Genomic DNA, 18,771 nt, shown 5'->3' on the forward strand with positions numbered 1-18,771 from the left:
TCCCGTTGCGGGAACCGTAAGAACGGCCCGTTACCCCGACGTTCGGACAGGTGTCGTCGGCGGCAACTCCCGCGCACATCAAGCGGATTGCGGCTGTGAGGCGGCGAGCCAGTCGACGATGCCGCACACCGCGTCCTTGCAGCCGCCGCAGCCCGTGCCGGCGCGCGTGACCTCGGCGATCGAGGACAGCGTCGTCGCACCCGCCCGCCAGGCGCCGACGAGCTGGCCCTTGCTGACCGTGTTGCACCGGCACACCACCGCGGCCGCGGGCAGGTCGGCCGGGCTGGCCACGTTCTCGGCGGGCAGCGCGCGGCCCAGCAGCAGCGCGAGCCGGTCGGTCGGCGCGGGCAGGCCGCGGTCGTACAGCTGGGTGATGGCCGCCGCCGCGTCCGGCGCGCCGAGCACGATCGCGCCGGTGACCCGGTCGTCGCGCAGCACGAGCTTGGCGTACCGGCCGCGCGCCGGGTCCTGGAAGCACAGCACCTCGTCGTCGGCCGAGTCGACGTCCACGTGCACGTCGCCGAGCGCGGCGAGGTCGACGTCGCGCGCCTTGAGCCTGGTCACGACGGTGGTGCCGGCGTAGCGGGCGGCGGGCGCGACGCCGGTGAGCCGGTCGGCGAGCACCGCGGCCTGCTCCCACGCGGGCTGCACCAGGCCGGACACCGTGCCGACGTGCTGGGCGCAGTCGCCGATGGCGTGCACCCTGGGATCGCTGGTGCGCAGCGCGTCGTCCACGAGGATGCCGCGGTCGACGTCGAGCCCCGCCTCGTCGGCGAGGCTCGTCTCCGCGCGCACGCCCGCCGAGACGACGACCAGGTCCGCGGGGACGTGCGTGCCGTCGTTCAGCTCCAGGCCCTCGCCGGGCGTGTACCCCGTGGCCAGCGCGCCGAGCCGGAACTCGATGCCCAGGCCCTGCAACGTGGTCGCGAGCACCCGGCCCGCGCCCGCGTCGAGCTGCCGTTCCATCAGGTGCCCGACCGGGTGCACCACGGTGACCAGGCAGCCCCGGCCGGCCAGGCCGCGCGCGGCCTCCAGGCCGAGCAGCCCGCCGCCGAGCACCGCGACCGGCGTGCCCGGCGAGGCCTTCGCCACGATCCGGGCGCAGTCGTCCAGGGAGCGGAACGCCACCGCGCCGGGCGCCAGCTCGCCGTTGCCGTCGAGCAGGCCGGGCGTCGGCGGCACCCACGAGCGCGCGCCCGTGGCCAGCACCAACGAGTCGTAGGGAACCTCGGTGTCGCCGACGTGCACCACCCGGCGGGTCCGGTCGATCTTGGTGACCCCGCCGCCCAGCCGCAGGTCGACGTGGTGCTCGGCGGCCCAGTCGGTGTCGTGCAGCCGCACCGCCTCGGGCGTGAGCGACCCCGCCACCACGCTGGACAACAGCACCCGGTTGTAGGCGTGGTGCGCCTCGTCGCCCAGCACCGTCACCGACACCCGCTCCGCCTTCGGGTCGCGGCGGCGGATCTCGTCGGCCAGCCGGGCGCCGGCCATGCCGTAGCCCACGATGACAACGTTCCTCATACCGACTCCAATCGGACCGCGCACACCTTGAACTCGGGCATCCGGCTGGTCGGGTCCAGCGCCGGGTTGGTCAGCAGGTTGGCCCGACCGTCGCCCGCGTAGTGGAAGGGCAGGAACACCACGTCGATCCGCATGGACGGCACGCAGCGCACCCGCGCCAGGGTCCGGCCGCGCCGCGAGACGACGGCCGCCATCCCGCCGTGGACCAGGCCGGCGCGGGCCGCGGTGTCGGGGTGGACCTCCACGTACGCCTCGGGTTCGGCCCGGTGCAGCTCGGGCACCAGCCGGGTCTGCGCGCCGGACTGGTAGTGCTGGAGCACGCGCCCGGTGGTGGCCTGCAGCGGGAAGTCGGCGTCGGGCGACTCGACCGGCCCGCGGTGCTCGACCGGCACGAACCTCGCCCGCCCGTCGGGGTGGGCGAAGCGGTCGAGGAACGTGCGGGGCGTGCCGCCCTCCACGACGGGCCAGTGCAAGGCTTCCCCTCGACGCAGGCGCTCGTAGGTCACTCCCGAGTAATCTGCGACACCGCCCTTGGAAGCGACTCGGAGTTCTTCGAACACCGCTTCGGGTTCACTTGGAAAGCGCTCGGCCGGTTGGCCCAGCCGGGTGGCCAGCCCTTGCAGCACGTCCAAGTCGCTGCGCACGCCCTCGGGCGGGGCCACGGCTCGTTGGCGGAGCAGGACGCGGCCTTCGAGGTTGGTCATCGTGCCGCTCTCCTCGGCCCACTGCGTGACCGGCAGCACGACGTCGGCGACCGCGGCCGTCTCCGACAGCACCAGGTCGGCCACGACCAGCAGGTCCAGCGCCCCCAGCCGGTCGGCGACGTGCTGCGAGCGGGGCGCGGAGACGATCATGTTGCTGCCGAACACCAGCAGCGCCTTCGGGCCGTTCGGCTGACCGAGGGCGTCGAGGAGCTCGTAGGCGGAACGGCCGGGTCCGGGCAGGTCGTCCACGCCCCAGACGTCCATGATGTGCGCGCGGGCCGCCGGGTCGTCGATCCTGCGGTAGCCGGGGAGCTGGTCGGCCTTCTGGCCGTGCTCGCGCCCGCCCTGGCCGTTGCCCTGGCCGGTGAGGCAGCCGTAGCCGGAGTACTTGCGGCCGGGCAGGCCCAGCGCCAGCGCCAGGTTGATCCACGCCGACACGGTGTCCGCGCCGCTGGCGTGCTGCTCGGTGCCGCGGCCGGTGAGGACGTAGGCGTTGTGCGCCTCGGCCAGGATGCGGACCGCCGCCCGCTGGTCGGCGACCGGCACGCCGGTGACCCGCTCGACCCGTTCCGGCCACCACGTGGCGGCGATGCGCCAGGCGTCGTCGAAGCCGGTCGTGCGCTCGTCCAGGTACTGCCGGTCGAGGTAGCCGTCGGCGACCGCGGTGTGCAGGAGGCCGAGCGCGAGCGCGAGGTCCGTGCCGGGAGCCGGCTGGAGGTGCACGGTGGCCAGTTCGGCGGTCGGCGTGCGCCGGGGGTCGATGACGATCAACTCGGCGTTCTTGAGGTGCTGCACGAACGGCGGCATGGTCTCCGCCGGGTTGCCGCCGACCAGCAGGATCGCGTCCGCGCGGTCGAGGTCGGTCACCGGGAACGGCATGCCCCGGTCCAGCCCGAACGCCTCCAGGCCCGCGGCGGCGGCGCTGGACATGCAGAACCGGCCGTTGTAGTCGATCTGGGAGGTGCCCAGGGCGACCCGGGCGAACTTGCCCAGCAGGTACGACTTCTCGTTGGTCAGCCCGCCGCCGCCGAACACGCCGACCGAGTCGGGGCCGTGGGCGTCGCGGAGGTCCCGCAGCGTGGCCGCGACCAGGTCGAGCGCCTCGTCCCAGGTGGCCGGCCGCAGCTCACCGTCGCGGCGGACCAGCGGCGTGGTCAGGCGGGACGGCGAGGTGAGCAGCTCGGCCGACGTCCAGCCCTTCTGGCACAGCCCGCCGCGGTTGGTCGGGAACTCGCGCGGCGACACCTTGCCGTTGTCGATGGACATCGCGCACTGCAACGCGCAGTACGGGCAGTGCGTGTCGACGCTCGTGTCGATGCTCGCGGAGGCGGTCACGAGCCCGACGGTAAGAAGCGGCTGTTAACGGCAGGACGTGGAATGTTTCGTCCACGCGAACTTCACAGCTCAGGGCCCGTGCGGCGGAGGTGAGTTCACAGCAGGTCGACGACGAGCGCCACCGTCCGCTCCAGTCCCGCGAGAGATTGTCTGCTCGAACGGGGGTGCAGGGCGTGGACAGCGAGCCGGAACAGGGTGGCTCGCAGGAGGATTTGCGGCCACTCGTCCAGGTGCGCCCAGCGCTGGAGCAGGCCGTGATCCGCGCCACCCCAGGACAGCGCGTCCACCACGACGACCGCCGCCCCGTACGGCGCGGGCCGCCAGTAGGCGACGAAGTCGATGATCGCCGGGGCCGCGTCGCCCGCGAACAGCACCGTGCCGAACAGGTCGCCGTGGACCACCTGGGGCTTGAGCGTGACGGGCTTGCGGTGGGCGGCGGCGCCGTCGAACAACCGACCGCCCAGGTCCGGGTCGAGGTCGGCCTTCTCCTCGTCCCACGCGCAGCGGTCGGCGGTGGCGAACAGGTCGGTGCGGGCGTCCAGGAAGCGGGGCCTGGGCAGGTCGGCGGTCGCCCGGTGGAGCTTGACCGCCACGTCCACGACCTCGTCGTGCCTCGGCTCGGCCCGGCCGGAGAGGTACTTGGTCGCCGCCCACCCGCCGACGACGTACCGGCCGTCGGTGGAGCGCAGGGGCCGGGCGACGCGCAGGTGCTCGACGTCGAGCACGTCGAGGGTCTTGGCGACCCAGGTGGCCTCGGCCGGCTTGCCCGCGGGCCGGATGGCCGCGTCACCGCACCGCCACACCGGGCCGCCGTCGATCAGCTCCGGCTCGGCGTCGCGCGCGCCGAACGCGGCGCGCACGTGCGACGGCGGTGGCTCCGGAGTGGTCACGGCCGGCACGCTACCTGCACCGGGCCTTCGGTTGGTGGACCTGAGGGGTTCGAACACGTGGTGTCCACGCATTCGGCCTAACCGCATTATTGCGGTCTCAGGGGGAACGTGCTGGACGTGACGCGGAACACGTCGCCGTGCGCGGGCCCCGGACGGCCGGGGTCGTGGAGGTTCACCCGGCAGGGTCGGCCGGATGCCGTCGGTGAGCACGCGCCACCCGGTCCACGCGATCGACCGCGTCCCGCCGCGCCGCCCGGCCCTGCCGGGGACCGTGGTGTGAGCGGCTCCGGGTGACCCCGCACGACCAAGAACAGGGGCCCCTGGGCGGGGACCCCTGTTCGGCGTCGTCGGTCAGGTGCTGGTCAGTAGGTCGGCAACGAGGGGTCGACCTCGCGGGCCCAGGCGAGCACGCCGCCGCCCACGTGCACGGCGTCCTTGAAGCCGGCCTGGTGCAGCACGGCCAGCGCCTCGGCCGAGCGGGCGCCCGACTTGCAGTGCAGGACGACCTGCTTGTCCTGCGGCAGCTCGGCGAACGCCTCGCCGGACAGGATCCGGTCCTTCGGGATCAGCACCGAGCCCGGGATCTTCACGATCTCGTACTCGTGCGGCTCGCGGACGTCCACCAGCAGGAAGTCCTCGCCGCTGTCCTGCTTCTGCTTCAGCTCCAGCGGCGTGATCGTGTTGCCCGCCGCGGCCTGCTGGGCGTCGTCGGACACCACGCCGCAGAACGCCTCGTAGTCGATCAGCTCGGTGATCTTCGGGCTCTCCGGGTCCTTGCGGATCTTGATGGTCCGGTAGGACATCTCCAGGGCGTCGTAGACCATGAGCCGGCCGAGCAGCGGGTCGCCGATGCCGGTCAGCAGCTTGATCGCCTCGGTCACCATGATCGAGCCGATCGACGCGCACAGCACGCCCAGCACCCCGCCCTCGGCGCACGACGGCACCATGCCGGGCGGCGGCGGCTCGGGGTAGAGGTCGCGGTAGTTCAGGCCCTGGCCGTTCGGCGCGTCCTCCCAGAAGACGCTGACCTGGCCCTCGAACCGGAAGATCGAACCCCACACGTACGGCTTGCCCAGCAGCACGGCCGCGTCGTTGACCAGGTACCGGGTGGCGAAGTTGTCCGTGCCGTCCAGGATCAGGTCGTAGTCGCGGAAGATGTCGAGCGCGTTCTCCGAGTTCAGGTGGGTCTGGTGCAGCACCACCTTCACGAACGGGTTGATCTCGGCCACCGAGTCCCGCGCCGACTCCGCCTTCGGCTTGCCGATGTCGGACTGGCCGTGGATGACCTGCCGCTGGAGGTTCGACTCGTCGACGATGTCGAAGTCGATCACGCCCAGCGTGCCGACGCCCGCCGCCGCCAGGTAGAGCAGGGCCGGGCTGCCCAGCCCGCCGGCTCCGACGACCAGGACCTTCGCGTTCTTCAGCCGCTTCTGCCCGTCGACCCCGACATCCGGGATGATCAGGTGGCGGCTGTAGCGCGCTACTTCTTCCTTGGTCAGCTCCGCTGCGGGCTCCACGAGCGGCGGAAGCGCCATCTGAGTCCTCCTCGACGAAACATGTCCTGTACCGACGGACAACACCAGCCTGCCCGTCCGTCTTCCCGGATGGGAAGTCGTCCCAAGGCGCGGGACGGCTGTTACTGCGGTGCGACCGGGAACGGGTTGGGCGTGCAGACCAGGCCGTTCGCCTCCACGGCGTAGCGGTTGGAGGAGTCGACCGAGTTCAGCTGGGCGACGTAGTCGTTGGCCACCCCGAACGACTGCTGCATCATCACCGGCGCGGCCTTGCCGTTCTCCTTGCAGCCCTCGTGCGGGTTGCGCAGCACGTGACCGACCTCGTGGTTGATCGCGTAGGTCCGGTAGGCGCTGATGTCGTTGCCGTAGACCTTCGCGCCGCGCACCCACCGGGCGGCGTTGATGACGACCCGCTTGGTCCCCGAGTGCCAGCACGACGACTCGAACTGGATCTGGAAGCCGCACAGGGCGTGCGTGGTGCCGGTGGTGGTCAAGCTCACGACGAAGTCGACCGGTTCGCCCTCGACGCGCTGCATGGACGCCTGGCCCGTGCCGATCCAGCTGCGCGGGTCGGCCAGGATGCCGTCGACCGTGCGGGCGAACGCGTCCCGGTCGCCGTTGTAGTCCGCCGGCTCGACGCCGTCCTCGACGGCGATCTGGTAGCGGTACAGCTTGCCGCCGCTGCCGACCTGCGGGGTGGTGCCCGGGATCACGGCGAACGTGCCCGCGCCCTGCTCGGAGAACTTCGGCCCGTCCGGGAGCTGCGCGGTCGGGAAGTTCTTCAGGTCGATGTCGGCCGGCGGCTTCTCGGTCGCCTCGGGCGGCCCGGCGGAGGTCGTCGTCGACTGCGCGATGGCCGGCTGACCGGTGCCCGGGTCGCCGCCCGCGCCGGTCGACGGCGCGGCCGTGTCCAGCACGACCAGGGCCGTGAGCACGAGCAGGACGGGGATGGCGTAGATCCGCCAGCCGTAGCCCGCGACCAGGCCCTTCACGCCCCGACGGCGCTTGCGCCGCCGCCGACCGGTCGGTTCCCAGGACGCGGCCAGCGGCTCGGCGCCGGTGCGGCGCGTGCCGCGGCGGTAGCGGTCTTCGGACAGCGACGGCCGGTCATCGGCGGACGGCGGCGTGTCACGCGCGCCCTGCGACGTCCGGTTCACGGCGACCAGGGTGCCACAACCGCACCCGGATGGCGGATTCCAGGTGACCTGTGCGTCACCACTCGTGTCGCTCGACCGCCTCCCACATGCCCACCACGGCACGGGCCACGGACACCGGCCGTTCCATCTGCGCCACGTGCCCGGTGCGCGGCAGCGCGAGCAGCCGGCCGCGCGGGATCAGCCGGGCCACCCGCGGCGCCTTGCGCACGCTGACCAGCCGGTCCTCCGTGCCCCACACGACCAGCGTGGGCGCGCTGATCTTCGGCGGCAGCAGCCACATCGACTTCTTCCGCGGCACCAGCCACGACCGGATCAGGTCGATGGTGCTGGCGCTGAGCGCGTTGCCCGCCCACGCCTGCGCGGACCGCTCGGTGTACTCCTGCTCGCTCTGCTCGATGCGGTGCGCCGGCACCGTGCCCGGGTCGGCGAAGCACAGCCGCAGCATCTGGTGGGTCCGCTCACGCGGCGTGACCAGCGCCAACTGCTCGCGCACCCGCGCGCCGACGACCGGCAGGAACGCCAGCGGCAGCCGCCGGTCCGACACGCGGCGCAGGCTCAGCCGCAGGTCCGGCACGGCGGGTGAGACGAGGGTCAGCGTGCGCACCAGGTCGGGCCGGGTGGAGGCGACCATCAACGTGATCGCGCCGCCCATGGAGTTGCCGAACAGGTGCACGGGACCCCCGCCGAGCGACTCGACGTACTCGGCGACCAGGCGCGCGTGCGTGGCCATCCGGAAGTCGTAGCCGTCGATCGGCTCGGAGCGGCCGAACCCGGGCAGGTCCAGCGCGTGGCCCTCGACGCGCTCGCGCAGTTGGGCGGCCAGGTCGGTCCAGTTGGTCGACGAGCCGCCCAGCCCGTGCACGTAGACGGCCTTCTCGGCGGCCGGCCCGGGGGTGCGGCGGACGTGCACCCGGTGCCCGCCGACCTCGACGTAGTCACCAGGCCACGGCTCGATCGTTGTGTCCAGCGGAGGTAGCGGCGCGGCGGACAGGGGCACGTGCGTGATGGCGGTTCGGCGCGCCTCCAGCGTCTCGGTCACCACCCCAGGATGCCTGGCCTGGCGTCCTACGAAACGAGAAGCTTTCCCGGAACGCTGCTACCAGCGAGTAAGGTTGCCGGCGAGCCGGAAGGGCAACCCCTTTCCCGGTTCCGCGAAGTGATTGGTCGGCTGGAGGCACCATGACGGAGACGGCCCAGACTGCGGTCGGGCACCACGGCGGCGCGGCGGGGCGGGGTGTACGGCTCCCACGGACCGCCCGGCGTGCCCAGTTGCTGGCCGCGGCGCAGGACGTGTTCGTGACCAACGGCTACCACGCCGCCGCGATGGACGAGATCGCCGAGCGCGCGGGGGTCAGCAAACCGGTCCTCTACCAGCACTTCCCCGGCAAGCTCGAGCTGTACATGGCGCTGCTGGAGTCCCACGTGGACGAGCTGGTGAACCGCGTGCGCGGCGCGCTGGCGTCCACGACGGACAACAAGCAGCGGGTGAAGGCCGCGGTGGCCGCGTTCTACGACTTCGTGGACGGCGAGGGCCAGGCGTTCCGGATGGTGTTCGAGTCGGACCTGCGCGGTGAGCCGGCGGTGGCGCGCGCCGTGGAGCGGGCGACGACCGACAGCGTGGAGGCCATCACCGACACGATCACCGCCGACGCGGGCCTGGACGAGCACCGGGCCCGGCTGCTCGCCGTCGGCCTGGTGGGGTTGTCGCAGGTGACGGCCCGTGCGTGGCTGGCGGACGACCGGAAGCTCGCCAAGGAGGACGCGATCGCCCTGATCTCGAACCTGGCCTGGCGCGGCATCGGCGGCGGCTTCCCGCTCCAGCACTGAACGGGCCGGTGAGGGCCGTCCCCGACGACGGCCCTCACCGTGCGTTCACAGCAGCGCGGTGATGTGTGCTGTGACCTCGTCCGCCCGTTCCAAGGGCAGCATGTGGCCGGCGCCCGGGTGGATCACCAGCTCGGCGTGCGGCAGCTCGTCGGCCAGCACGCGGGCGTGGCGCAGGGGTGTCAGCCGGTCCCGCGCGCCCGCCAGCACGACCGCCGGGACGCCCGCCAGCCCGGCCAGCGCCTTGCGCCGGTCGTGCTCGTCCAGCGAGTCGCGGAACCCGACCATGCTCACCGGGTGGCACCGGCCGACCATCGCGGCCGTCAGCGCGACGTGCCGCCACGACGGCCGCTTGCCGAACAGCAGCCACCGCAGCCCCGGCCGGGCCACCTCGGTGCGCTTGAGCAGCTCGGCCCGCCGCAACCGGGCGATCCGCCGGTTCGCCGCCTTCTCCCCCGCCACGAACGCCCGGCCGAACGGCCCCGGCAGCCCCAGCGTCGACCCGGCCAGTTCACCCGAAGAGGTGGCGACCAGGACGACGCCGGCGACGCGGTCGAGCAGCGAGGGGTGCTGCTCGGCCAACGCCATGATCGTCATGCCGCCCATCGAGTGACCGGCCAGCACGAGCCGCCCGGTCGGCACCCGCGCCGCGAGCAGCTCGGCCAGGTCGTCCGCGCACTGCGCGATCGTGGCCGTCCCGGGCGGCGCGGGGGCCGAGCCGCCGTGACCGCGGTGGTCGTACCGCAGCACGCGCCCCGGCAGCCCGGCCGCCACCTCGTCCCAGGACGTGTGGTCCAACGTCCAGCCGTGCAGCAGCACGGTGGTCACGTCGGCGTCACGCGGCCCCGTGTCCACGACGTGCAGCGCCGTGCCGTCGGAGGTCGCGAACCCCCGGTCGGCCTGCCGGGGTGCGATCGTCCGGGCGCTCATCCGAGCAGGAACGACCGGCGCCAGGCACGCATGCCGGGCTTGCCGACCAGGCCGACCTCGTCCAGGAACTTCATGATCCGCTCACCCGACCAGCGGATGCTCTCCTGCCAGTGCGGGTTGCCCAGCGCCGCCTTGTGCGCCTGCTCCTTGTCCAGCCCCACGGCCGCGTACACGTCCGGGTTGATCAGGGACCGGGTGATGAACATGGACGTGGTCGCGATCAGCCAGCGCTGGTAGGGCAGCTCCTTGCGGGTCAGCTCCGCCATCCCGCGCACGACCTCCTCGCGCGCGAACCGGACGTGCCGGGCCTCTTCGAGCACGTGGATCCGGTTGACCATGCGCACCAGCGGCTGCACGGTCTCGTCGGCCATCGTCTCGCGCTGCAACCGGTCCAGGATCTCCTCGGCGACCAGGATCGACCCGTACAGCGCGGGCCCGTAGCCGATCACCGGCAGCAGCTTGCCCAGCTGGTAGGTGTACCGGCGGGGCCCGTAGGGCGGGCAGCCGATCGTCTCGACCATGCGGGCGAACATGGTGGAGTGCCGGCACTCGTCGGCGACCTCCGTCAACGCGTACTGCGCGTGCTTGGTCGTCGGGTCCGAGCGGTAGACCTCCTTGAGCAGCATCTGCATCAGCAGGATCTCGAACCACAGGCCGACGCTGGCCACGCTCGCCACCTCGTGCCGGGACAGGTCGATGCGCTGCTCGGGGCTCATCCGGTCCCACAGCTCGGTGCCGTACAGCGAGCAGCGGTGCTCCGGGGTGTACCGCAGGCCGTCGACCAGGGGCGCGGACCAGTCGATGTCGACCTCGGGGTCGTAGAACTTGTCGGCCGAGGAGTTGAGCAGACGTTCGGCGGTCTTCTCGCGATCCGCGACCTTCAAGGCCTTCGTCATCGGTCGTCCCTCCCCGGTGGGGTTATCTGTTACTTGAGGTAACGGTTACTTCTGGTAGCGTGCGTCACATGGCTCGAACTGTCAAGGGCGGAACGGACGCCCGCCGGGAACGGTGGAAGGGGCACCGCGAGGCGCGCCGCGCCGAATTCGTGGAGGCCACCATCCGCGCCGTCGCCCGGCACGGCCCGGACGTGGGCATGGACGAGATCGCCGCCGAGGCGGGCGTCAGCAAGCCGGTGCTGTACCGGCACTTCGCCGACAAGTCCGACCTGTACCTGGCCGTCGGCCGGCGCGGCACCGAGATGCTGATGGACAAGATGGGGCCCGCGATCGAGCACGACGGCCCGGTCCGCCCCCGCATCAAGGGGATCGTCGACGCCTACCTGTCGGTGATCGAGGAGCACCCGAACCTGTACCGGTTCGTGGTGCGCAAGTCGTTCACCGACCGCCCGGTCGAGCAGGACGTGGTCAGCGAGGACAAGGAGCTGATCGCGGCGGCCCTGGCCCGGCTGCTCGGCGACTACCTGCGCGCGTTCGACATGGACTCCGGCGGCGCCGAGCCGTGGGCGCACGCCCTGGTCGGCATGGTCCAGAACGCGGGCGACTGGTGGCTGGACCGGCAGTCCATGACCCGGTCCAGCCTGAGCGACTACCTGACCACGATCATCTGGCACGCCATCGACGGCCTGCTGCGCTCCGCGGGCGTGGAGCTCGACCCGGACGCGCCGCTGGGCGCCGACCTGCCCGTGGTCGAGGACCTGCCCGAAGGACCCCGGTTGCGGGTCGTCGACGTCGAGGAGGCGTGATGAGCGAGGAGCACGAGCACGACGAGGAGGGCTACACCGGCGACGCCGTGCTGGTGTTCGACGAGCGGGAGGTGCCCGTGCGCGTCGAGCTGCGCGGCTACTTCCAGCCCATCGACGGCCGGTACCACTGGTACGGCCGGGTCGGCGCGAACGAGCAGGTCACCGAGCTGGTCGAGGGCGGTGCGCGGACCGCGCTGCTGCGCACCCCGGACGGCTCGGCGACCGGGTCGCTGACCGACCCCGACCCCTGGCGGCGCTACCGGGTGGCGGGCACCTCCACGCCACCGTTCACGGTGGGCTGACCGGGGGGGAAGAAACGCGGAAGGGGCACCCGATCGGGTGCCCCTTCTCGTGAACGCTCAGTCGCCGGCGACGAAGCCGACCCGGCGGGAGTCGCTCGGGCCGATCTCCACGTACGCGATGCGCGCCGCCGGCACCACGTAGCGGGCGCCCTTCTGGTCGACCAGCACGAGCTGCCCGGTACCCGCCTTCAGCGCGTCCGCGACCTGCGCCTCGACCTCTTCGGGGGTGAGCCCGCTGGACACCACGAGCTCCCGCGGGCTGTCCGCGATCCCGACCCTGACCTCCACGCTGACCTCCGTGCGGCGTTGATGGCTTTCGACCACCAACCCTAGCCGAGCCCGAGCGCCGTCATGCGGCGCGTGTGGCTCTGCTGGAGCCGCCGGAACAGCGCCGCGATGCCCGCCAGGTCGCCCGAGCCGCGCACGATCAGCTCCGCGAGCCCGTCCCGCTCCGCCACCACGTACTGGGCCTGCGTCAATGCCTCGCCGAGCAGCCGACGACCCCACAACGTGAGCCGGTCTCGCAACGTCGGGTCGTCGGCGCAGGCGGCCCGGACTTCGCGCTCGGCGAACGCCGAGTGGCCCGTGTCGGCCAGCACCGCGAGCACCAGCTCCTTGGTCGGCTCGTCCAGCCACTCGGCGACCTCGCGGTAGAAGTCGGCCGCCAGCGCGTCCCCGACGTAGGCCTTCACCAGCGATTCCAGCCACGTGCGCGGCGCGGTGGAGGCGTGGAAGCCGTCGAAGCCCGCGACGAACGGCCGCATGGCCTCCTCCAGCGAGTGGCCGCGCTCGGCCAGGTACCGCTCCAGCAGCGCGTAGTGGCCGATCTCGGCCGCCGCCATCTGCGACAGCGCGGCCCGCCCGGCCAGCGTGGGCGCGGTCCGGGCGTCCTCGGCGAGCCGGTCGAACGCCGACAGCTCGCCGTACGCGAGGGCGCCGAGGAGGTCCACGACACCCTCCGCCACCTGGTCACCGTCACCCACCGCAACCGCCTGACCCACCGCTGCATCCACTCCCGGGTCGCTCATGCCACGGAGCCTAGTCGCGTGTCGTCGGCAACACCCCGGGCACGCCAAACCGCACTCGACCTCGCGAACCAGCCCGATCGGCCTAGTCGGCGGGTAGACTCGGCAGATGACGCCCGGCGCGGCGCGGCCCAGTGGGGGCTCGCAGCGGTGCCGACGGCTGAACTGCGGCGGCACCGTGCCGCCAGGAGAGGGTGCGCGCACACACCTCGCTGGCCCTCCCGCGACCCGCCCGGCCCCTTCCGGTGGCCCGAGTGGCGGTGACGCGGTCGAGCGGCCCGTACAGGCCGTGGCGCGCTGGTACGAGAGAGGCGATCACCCTGACCGCGACGAACGAAGAGACCCATGTCGACCCGGTGGCACTGGAGCACAGCGAGGCCGGTGTCCCCGCAGACGACACCTCGCACCCGCTGGTGGCCGACGCCCCGGTCAAACCCGATTCGCCCACGTTCGGCGAGCTGGGCGTGCGCGAGGAGATCGTGCGCGCGCTGGCCGAGGCGGGCATCCACCGCACCTTCGCCATCCAGGAGCTGACCCTGCCGCTGGCGCTGGCCGGTGACGACGTCATCGGGCAGGCCCGCACCGGCACCGGCAAGACCCTGGGCTTCGGCATCCCGCTGCTCCAGCGCATCACCGTGCCGGGTGACGGCACGCCGCAGGCGCTGGTCGTGGTGCCGACGCGCGAGCTGTGCCTCCAGGTCACCCACGACCTGACCGACGCGGCGAAGCACCTGGGCGTGCGCGTGCTGGCCATCTACGGCGGCCGGCCGTACGAGCCGCAGATCGCGGCGCTGCGCAAGGGCGTCGACGTGGTCGTCGGCACGCCGGGCCGGCTGCTCGACCTGGCCGAGCAGCGCCACCTGGTGCTCGGCAAGGTGCGCGGCCTGGTGCTGGACGAGGCCGACGAGATGCTCGACCTGGGCTTCCTGCCCGACATCGAGCGGATCCTGCGCATGGTGCCCGACGAGCGGCAGACCATGCTGTTCTCGGCGACCATGCCCGGCCCGATCATCACGCTGGCGCGCACGTTCCTCAACCAGCCGACGCACGTGCGGGCCGAGGAGAACGACGCGGGCGCGATCCACGAGCGCACGGAGCAGTTCGTCTACCGGGCGCACGCGCTGGACAAGTCGGAGCTGCTGGCGCGGGCGCTGCAGGCCCGTGAGCGCGGCCTGTCGATGGTGTTCACGCGGACCAAGCGCACCGCCCAGAAGGTGGCCGACGAGCTGGTCGAACGCGGCTTCGCCGCCGCGGCCGTGCACGGCGACCTGGGACAGGGCGCGCGCGAGCAGGCGCTGCGGGCGTTCCGCTCGGGCAAGATCGACGTGCTGGTGGCGACCGACGTGGCCGCGCGCGGCATCGACGTCGAGGGCGTCACGCACGTGATCAACTACCAGTGCCCCGAGGACGAGAAGACCTACGTGCACCGCATCGGCCGCACGGGTCGGGCGGGGCGCACGGGTGTGGCCGTGACGCTGGTCGACTGGGACGAGATGCCCCGGTGGAAGATGATCAGCGACGCGCTCGACCTGGGCAAGCCGGAGCCGGTGGAGACGTACTCGACGTCCGACCACCTGTTCAAGGACCTGGACATCCCCGCCGGGTCGACCGGCCGGCTGCCGCTGGGGCTGCGCACGCGCGCCGGCCTCGGTGCCGAGCCGGAGGAGAACCTGAAGGGCGAGAAGAAGACGCGCAAGCGGCGTCGCGGCGGCCGTTCGGGCGCCGGCGCCGAGTCGACCCAGCCCGCCGAACCGGGTTCGAGCACCGCGACCGGCAGCACCGGTTCGGGCTCGGGCGAGGACGGCGGCACCCGCCCGCGCAAGCGCCGCCGCAGCCGCGGTGGTGTGGCGGCGGGCGAGAACGGCACGGTGTCCGAGGCGTCGTCCGAGGTCACCGCGGGCGCGCCGGCCGAACCGCCCGCCGGCGAGGGCGAGCGCCCGCGCAGGCGTCGGCGTCGTCGCACGGGCGGCGGCGAGTCGTCCGAGCCGGCGCAGGCCGACTAGGGAAGAATCGCGGTGGGCAGCGCGACCACGAGCGCTGCCCGGCCCGACCAGCGAACACGATCGGGTGATCATGGCCCGAGGATGTACGGAAACGCTGTTACCGCACCTCGGTTGGAACAACGAGGCGCCCCGAACCACCCCCGGCACCCCGCGAACCACCACCGCGACCGTCCACCCCGGCCAACACCGGGAACCAGCCACCGCTGGGACCGGCCGCCGGCCGCTGGGCGGACTCGCGGCAACCGGACGCCGACCGCCTCGCTCGCGCCGGGAGAAGCCGGACCGGCCCGGAGGACGCGGGAGCCGGGGCCGACCGCGAGGCCCGGGACGGGCCCTGTGGCGGTGCCGCCTCACACCGACCTCTTCCCGGTGGTGGCAGCATGTCGCCAGACCGAACGCGATAGATCACCGACCATCGGGAGCCGGGCAGTGGGCCAGCCGGAGCAGGCGGAGTCGAACGGGCAGGTCGTGCTGGACGGGGAAGACGTCCTGGCCGAGTCCGGCGACCCGCGGGTCGAGCAGCCGCAGGACGACGTGATCGCCGAGCCGGTGCCGTCACGGTCGTGGCGCACCAGGGGCGATTTCGTCGGCGTCGCGCTGGTCGTGGTCGCGGTGTTGGTGGCGAGCTTGGTGCTGTGGCTGACCAGCGACGCCCGCAACACCGTCAGCCAGACCGGCCCGTCCGAGATCACCCCGTTGCAGCCCGTCACGGTGATGCCGCCGACGCTGTCCGAGATCTGGCGGGCACCCAGTGGGGCGACGCCCGTTCCGGTGAACCTCGACTCGGTCGTGGTCACCGGCGACGGTGGCGAGGTGGTCGGCCGGAACGCGTTCACCGGCGACGTCCGCTGGCGCTACGCCCGCGACCTGCCCCTGTGCACCGTCACCACGGCCTGGGGCCGCGTGTTCGCCGTGCACCGCAAGGACACCAACTGCTCCGAGGTCACCACCCTCGAAACGGCCTCCGGCAAGCGCGGCCCGCAGCGCAACGGCGACGCCGAGCTCGGCACCCGCCTGCTGAACGAGGGCTCCCACGTGCTCACCACCGGCGGCACGTACGTCGAGGTCTACCGCCGCGACGACCTGGTCCGCTCGCTGGAGTACGGCACCCTGCGCGCCATCGTCAACCCGAACAAGCAGCCCCGCACCGGCTGCACCTACCACTCGTTCGCGGTCACCGGCGGCAAGGTCGCGATGATCGAGCGCTGCCCCTCGCTGGACCCGTCCGACCGCCTCACCATCCTCAAGCCCAACCCGGAGAAGTCCGACGAGCCGCAGGTCATCAGCAGCACCGTGACCGGCGAGACCGGCGCGCGGGTGATCGCCGTGACCGCGAACCGGGTCGCGCTGGCCGCGCCGGGCCGGATCGTGGTGTTCGACTCCGAGACCGGCTCCTCGGTCGGCACCTACCCGGTCGACGTCTCCGCCGACGAGCTCGCGGGCGACCCGCCCGGCCGGGTGGCGTCCACGTTCACCAGCACCGCGAACATCTACTGGTTCACCGGTTCGAAGACGGTCGCGCTGTCGTTGGCCGACCTGAACCCGCTCTGGACCGCGAACGGCACGCTCGGCGCGGGCACCACGCTCGCCGGCCGGCTGCTGCTGCCCGTCGACGACGGCCTGAAGGTGCTCGACCAGGTCACCGGCGAGGAGGTCGCGGCGATCCCGGTCGACCGCGGCGACCACACCGGTCCGGTCGAGATGGCCACCGAGGGGCCCGTGGTGCTGGAGCAGCGCGGCGGCACGCTCGTCGCACTGCGGTAACGCGCCACGCGCACGCGCGGCCGGTGCGGCAGACTGCGAGACGTGCACTCGCAGTTCAGCCCGCACCGGGCGCAACGCGTGGACCTGCCCGGCAGGCACGGCCCGATCGCGGCCCTGCACGCCCCCGCCGCGGGCCGCGACCTCGGCGCCACGGCGCTGCTCGTGCCCGGCTACACGGGGTCCAAGGAGGACTTCGCGCCGCTGGTCGACCCGATCGCCGACGCGGGCGTCGAGGCCGTCGCGATCGACCTGCCCGGCCAGTACGAGTCACCCGGCCCGCCGGCCGAATCCGACTACCGGCCCGAGGTGCTGGGCTCGGTGGTGGCCGAGCTGGTCGCGAAGCTCGCCGCCGAGGGCAGGCGCGTGCTGCTGCTCGGCCACTCGTTCGGCGGCCTGGTGGCGCGGGGCGCGGTGTTGGCGGGCGCTCCGGTGTCGGGGTTGACGTTGATGGCGTCCGGCCCGTCGGAGCTGCCGCCGGGGGCGCGCCGCACCGCCCTGGACTACGGCGAGATCGTGCTGCGCGAGCAGGGCGTGGAGGCGTCGCAGGAGGTCAACGAGACCCGCCTGGCGCTCAACCCGAACTGGCGCGACGTCCCGCAGGAGCTCAAGGACTTCTACCGGGAGCGGTTCGTGCGCTCGTCGCCCGCCGGGCTGCTGGGCATGGGCGAGGCGCTGCGCACCGAGCCGGACCTGGTCGCCAAGCTGGCCCGCGTCATGCGGTCGGCGGGCATCCCGTGCCTCGTGGTGTGCGGTGACCTGGACGACGCGTGGTCGGCCGCGAGCCAGCGGGACATGGCCGAACGCCTCGACGCCGACTTCGCCGTGCTGTCCGGCGTCATGCACAACCCGAACACCGAGGCGCCGGAGGCGTTGCTGGCCACGGTGCTGCCGACCTGGCGCGCCTGGCTGGCCTGAAGGCCGGTCAGGCCCACCAGAAGAACCACAGGGTCGCGACCGCCAGCAGCACGACCACCAGGCCGCACACCGCCACCACCCAGCCCCGGCGGCGGTCGGCGACGACCTGGGCCACCACCGCGGCGGTGGCCGCGACGACGTGCCCGATCACCACGTCGAGCCCCGGTCCGGGCAGGTCGTGCGTCGCCGCGTAGACCTGCACGCCGATCATCGCCAGCGCCAGCAGCACCAAGCCGACGGCGAGCGCGCCGCTGACGCCGCGCCACAGCCTCGCCAGGCGTGGTTCGGGTCCGCTGTCCACCATCGTCACGCGGCCAACTCTACGGCGCGAGCAACGCCCACGGGTCGAGCGCCGGCGCCGCCCGTTGACCTTCGGGGCAGGACCGGCGGAAGTCGCACCACGTGCACTGGTTCCCGGTGCGCGGCGGGAACAGGATCTCCGGGTCGCCGCCCGCCTCCAGGGTGTCGGTGGCCAGCCGCAGCTCGTCCGCCGCCTCCTCGGCCCGCGACACGTGCCGCCCCAGGCTCTCCTCGGTGTGCTCCCACACCGCCACCGTGCGCGTCGGCAGGTGGTGCAGCTCGACCCGGTGGCACGGCTTGCGCAGCGTGCGCCGCGCCGCCAGCGCGTACAGCGCCAACGCCTGCGAGCCCCGCGCGTCGTCCACGGTCAGCGCGTGCCGGCCGGTCTTGTAGTCGACGATCACGAGTTCGCCGTCACGCAGGTCGATCCGGTCGACCCGGCCCTCGGCGACGATCTTGGACGTGGGTGTGGACACCCAGCGCTCGATGCCGACCGGTTCGATCGACGTGTCCAGCCCTTCGACGTAGTCGCGCACCCAGCCGACCGCGCGGTCCCGGTAGACGGCGGCCTGTTCGGCGTCCCGGAAGCCGTCGTTCTTCCACTGCCGGTGCAGCAACGCGACCGCCTGCTCGGGGGTGCGGCGCTCGGCGGGCAGGTCGAACAACGCCTTCAACGCGTTGTGCACGACCGCCCCGAGGGTGTTGTGCGCCCACGCCCCACCGCGGGGCGGCGACGGCCGGTCGAGGTAGGCCATGCGGAAGCGACGCGGGCAGTCGGCCCACGTGGCGAGCTTCGCCGGCGTCACCCGCACGAGCTTCTTCGGCATCGCGCCGAAGTCGAACCCCAGCTGTTCCTGCACGGGTCCAAGCTACCCAGGCGGTCCG

General features: G+C 72.9%; 18 protein-coding genes. 6 read left to right on the forward strand and 12 right to left on the reverse strand.

Translation table 11 applies throughout. The features are described from left to right. Positions 1–78: 78 nt before the first annotated feature. From FHX81_RS16675 to FHX81_RS16700, 6 genes are all read right to left on the reverse strand, one after another. Entirely contained in the window at positions 79–1,521 is a 1,443-nt protein-coding gene (locus FHX81_RS16675) for an FAD-dependent oxidoreductase (protein ID WP_141979045.1), read from the reverse strand. Next, on the reverse strand, positions 1,518–3,560 hold the full coding sequence (locus tag FHX81_RS16680) for a molybdopterin oxidoreductase family protein (protein ID WP_342787205.1): 2,043 nt from the start codon (positions 3,558–3,560) through the stop codon (positions 1,518–1,520). The genes FHX81_RS16675 and FHX81_RS16680 overlap by 4 nt, the downstream gene beginning before the upstream one ends. 95 nt (positions 3,561–3,655) lie before the next feature. Next, the gene (locus FHX81_RS16685) at positions 3,656–4,450 is read right to left on the reverse strand and encodes a TIGR02569 family protein (protein ID WP_246107847.1); all 795 of its coding nucleotides are present in this window, start codon (positions 4,448–4,450) and stop codon (positions 3,656–3,658) included. A gap of 362 nt (positions 4,451–4,812) precedes the next feature. Beyond that, positions 4,813–5,985 carry an adenylyltransferase/sulfurtransferase MoeZ gene (gene moeZ / locus FHX81_RS16690; RefSeq protein ID WP_141979047.1) on the reverse strand — a complete coding sequence of 391 codons (1,173 nt, stop codon included), beginning with the start codon at positions 5,983–5,985 and terminating at the stop codon, positions 4,813–4,815. Between the two features lie 101 nt (positions 5,986–6,086). Beyond that, positions 6,087–7,121, reverse strand: a complete 1,035-nt coding sequence (locus tag FHX81_RS16695) for a DUF3152 domain-containing protein (protein ID WP_141979048.1) — start codon at positions 7,119–7,121, stop codon at positions 6,087–6,089. A 55-nt stretch (positions 7,122–7,176) separates the two neighbouring features. Then, a complete protein-coding gene (locus tag FHX81_RS16700) occupies positions 7,177–8,160 on the reverse strand; it encodes an alpha/beta fold hydrolase (protein ID WP_141979049.1) in 984 nt (327 codons plus the stop codon). A gap of 140 nt (positions 8,161–8,300) precedes the next feature. Between FHX81_RS16700 and FHX81_RS16705 the strand changes: the two genes are divergently transcribed. Beyond that, a complete protein-coding gene (locus FHX81_RS16705; RefSeq protein WP_077008058.1) occupies positions 8,301–8,948 on the forward strand; it encodes a TetR/AcrR family transcriptional regulator in 648 nt (215 codons plus the stop codon). A 45-nt stretch (positions 8,949–8,993) separates the two neighbouring features. On the opposite strand, the gene FHX81_RS16710 is transcribed toward FHX81_RS16705, so the two are convergent. Together FHX81_RS16710 and FHX81_RS16715 are read right to left on the reverse strand one after the other, a co-directional pair. Beyond that, positions 8,994–9,875, reverse strand: coding sequence for an alpha/beta fold hydrolase (locus FHX81_RS16710; protein ID WP_141979050.1), 882 nt, complete (start codon positions 9,873–9,875; stop codon positions 8,994–8,996). Next, a complete protein-coding gene (locus FHX81_RS16715) occupies positions 9,872–10,771 on the reverse strand; it encodes an AurF N-oxygenase family protein (protein ID WP_141979051.1) in 900 nt (299 codons plus the stop codon). The genes FHX81_RS16710 and FHX81_RS16715 overlap by 4 nt, the downstream gene beginning before the upstream one ends. Positions 10,772–10,839: 68 nt before the next feature. On the opposite strand from FHX81_RS16715, the gene FHX81_RS16720 reads away from it, so the two are divergent. Continuing rightward, complete coding sequence (locus tag FHX81_RS16720; protein WP_141979052.1) at positions 10,840–11,577, forward strand: TetR/AcrR family transcriptional regulator; 738 nt, start codon at positions 10,840–10,842, stop codon at positions 11,575–11,577. Then, positions 11,577–11,879: a DUF4873 domain-containing protein gene (locus FHX81_RS16725; RefSeq protein ID WP_141979053.1), complete on the forward strand. Its 303-nt coding sequence runs from the start codon at positions 11,577–11,579 to the stop codon at positions 11,877–11,879. The genes FHX81_RS16720 and FHX81_RS16725 overlap by 1 nt, the downstream gene beginning before the upstream one ends. A gap of 57 nt (positions 11,880–11,936) precedes the next feature. On the opposite strand, the gene FHX81_RS16730 is transcribed toward FHX81_RS16725, so the two are convergent. Then, positions 11,937–12,167, reverse strand: coding sequence for a DUF3107 domain-containing protein (locus FHX81_RS16730; protein ID WP_141979054.1), 231 nt, complete (start codon positions 12,165–12,167; stop codon positions 11,937–11,939). A gap of 41 nt (positions 12,168–12,208) precedes the next feature. After that, positions 12,209–12,880 (reverse strand): ferritin-like fold-containing protein, encoded by a 672-nt coding sequence (locus tag FHX81_RS16735; RefSeq protein ID WP_425473825.1) that lies wholly within the window; start codon positions 12,878–12,880, stop codon positions 12,209–12,211. Positions 12,881–13,260: 380 nt separating this feature from the next. Here FHX81_RS16735 and FHX81_RS16740 point away from each other — a divergent pair, with 380 nt between their 5' ends. The 3 genes from FHX81_RS16740 (at position 13,261) to FHX81_RS16750 (ending at position 17,586) form a co-directional block, all read left to right on the forward strand. After that, positions 13,261–14,907, forward strand: coding sequence for a DEAD/DEAH box helicase (locus FHX81_RS16740; protein ID WP_211363498.1), 1,647 nt, complete (start codon positions 13,261–13,263; stop codon positions 14,905–14,907). Between the two features lie 429 nt (positions 14,908–15,336). Then, positions 15,337–16,671 (forward strand): Rv3212 family protein, encoded by a 1,335-nt coding sequence (locus tag FHX81_RS16745; protein ID WP_141979056.1) that lies wholly within the window; start codon positions 15,337–15,339, stop codon positions 16,669–16,671. A 42-nt stretch (positions 16,672–16,713) separates the two neighbouring features. Beyond that, a complete protein-coding gene (locus FHX81_RS16750; protein ID WP_141979057.1) occupies positions 16,714–17,586 on the forward strand; it encodes an alpha/beta fold hydrolase in 873 nt (290 codons plus the stop codon). Between the two features lie 7 nt (positions 17,587–17,593). Here FHX81_RS16750 and FHX81_RS40565 read toward each other — a convergent pair whose 3' ends face one another. Together FHX81_RS40565 and FHX81_RS16760 are read right to left on the reverse strand one after the other, a co-directional pair. Next, a complete protein-coding gene (locus FHX81_RS40565) occupies positions 17,594–17,896 on the reverse strand; it encodes a hypothetical protein (RefSeq protein WP_170232074.1) in 303 nt (100 codons plus the stop codon). A 10-nt stretch (positions 17,897–17,906) separates the two neighbouring features. Continuing rightward, positions 17,907–18,746, reverse strand: a complete 840-nt coding sequence (locus FHX81_RS16760) for a RecB family exonuclease (protein ID WP_141979058.1) — start codon at positions 18,744–18,746, stop codon at positions 17,907–17,909. Positions 18,747–18,771: the final 25 nt, after the last annotated feature.

Source organism: Saccharothrix saharensis (assembly GCF_006716745.1).
GTDB classification, from domain to species: domain Bacteria; phylum Actinomycetota; class Actinomycetes; order Mycobacteriales; family Pseudonocardiaceae; genus Actinosynnema; species Actinosynnema saharense.

Excerpts from the sequence above, each read along its gene's own strand:
- moeZ (WP_141979047.1), bottom strand. The coding sequence starts at position 5,985 with ATGGCGCTTCCGCCGCTCGTGGAGCCCGCAGCGGAGCTGACCAAGGAA.
- FHX81_RS16715 (WP_141979051.1), bottom strand. The coding sequence starts at position 10,771 with ATGACGAAGGCCTTGAAGGTCGCGGATCGCGAGAAGACCGCCGAACGT.
- FHX81_RS16720 (WP_141979052.1), top strand. The coding sequence starts at position 10,840 with ATGGCTCGAACTGTCAAGGGCGGAACGGACGCCCGCCGGGAACGGTGG.
- FHX81_RS16675 (WP_141979045.1), bottom strand. The coding sequence starts at position 1,521 with ATGAGGAACGTTGTCATCGTGGGCTACGGCATGGCCGGCGCCCGGCTG.
- FHX81_RS16725 (WP_141979053.1), top strand. The coding sequence starts at position 11,577 with ATGAGCGAGGAGCACGAGCACGACGAGGAGGGCTACACCGGCGACGCC.
- FHX81_RS16710 (WP_141979050.1), bottom strand. The coding sequence starts at position 9,875 with ATGAGCGCCCGGACGATCGCACCCCGGCAGGCCGACCGGGGGTTCGCG.
- FHX81_RS16705 (WP_077008058.1), top strand. The coding sequence starts at position 8,301 with ATGACGGAGACGGCCCAGACTGCGGTCGGGCACCACGGCGGCGCGGCG.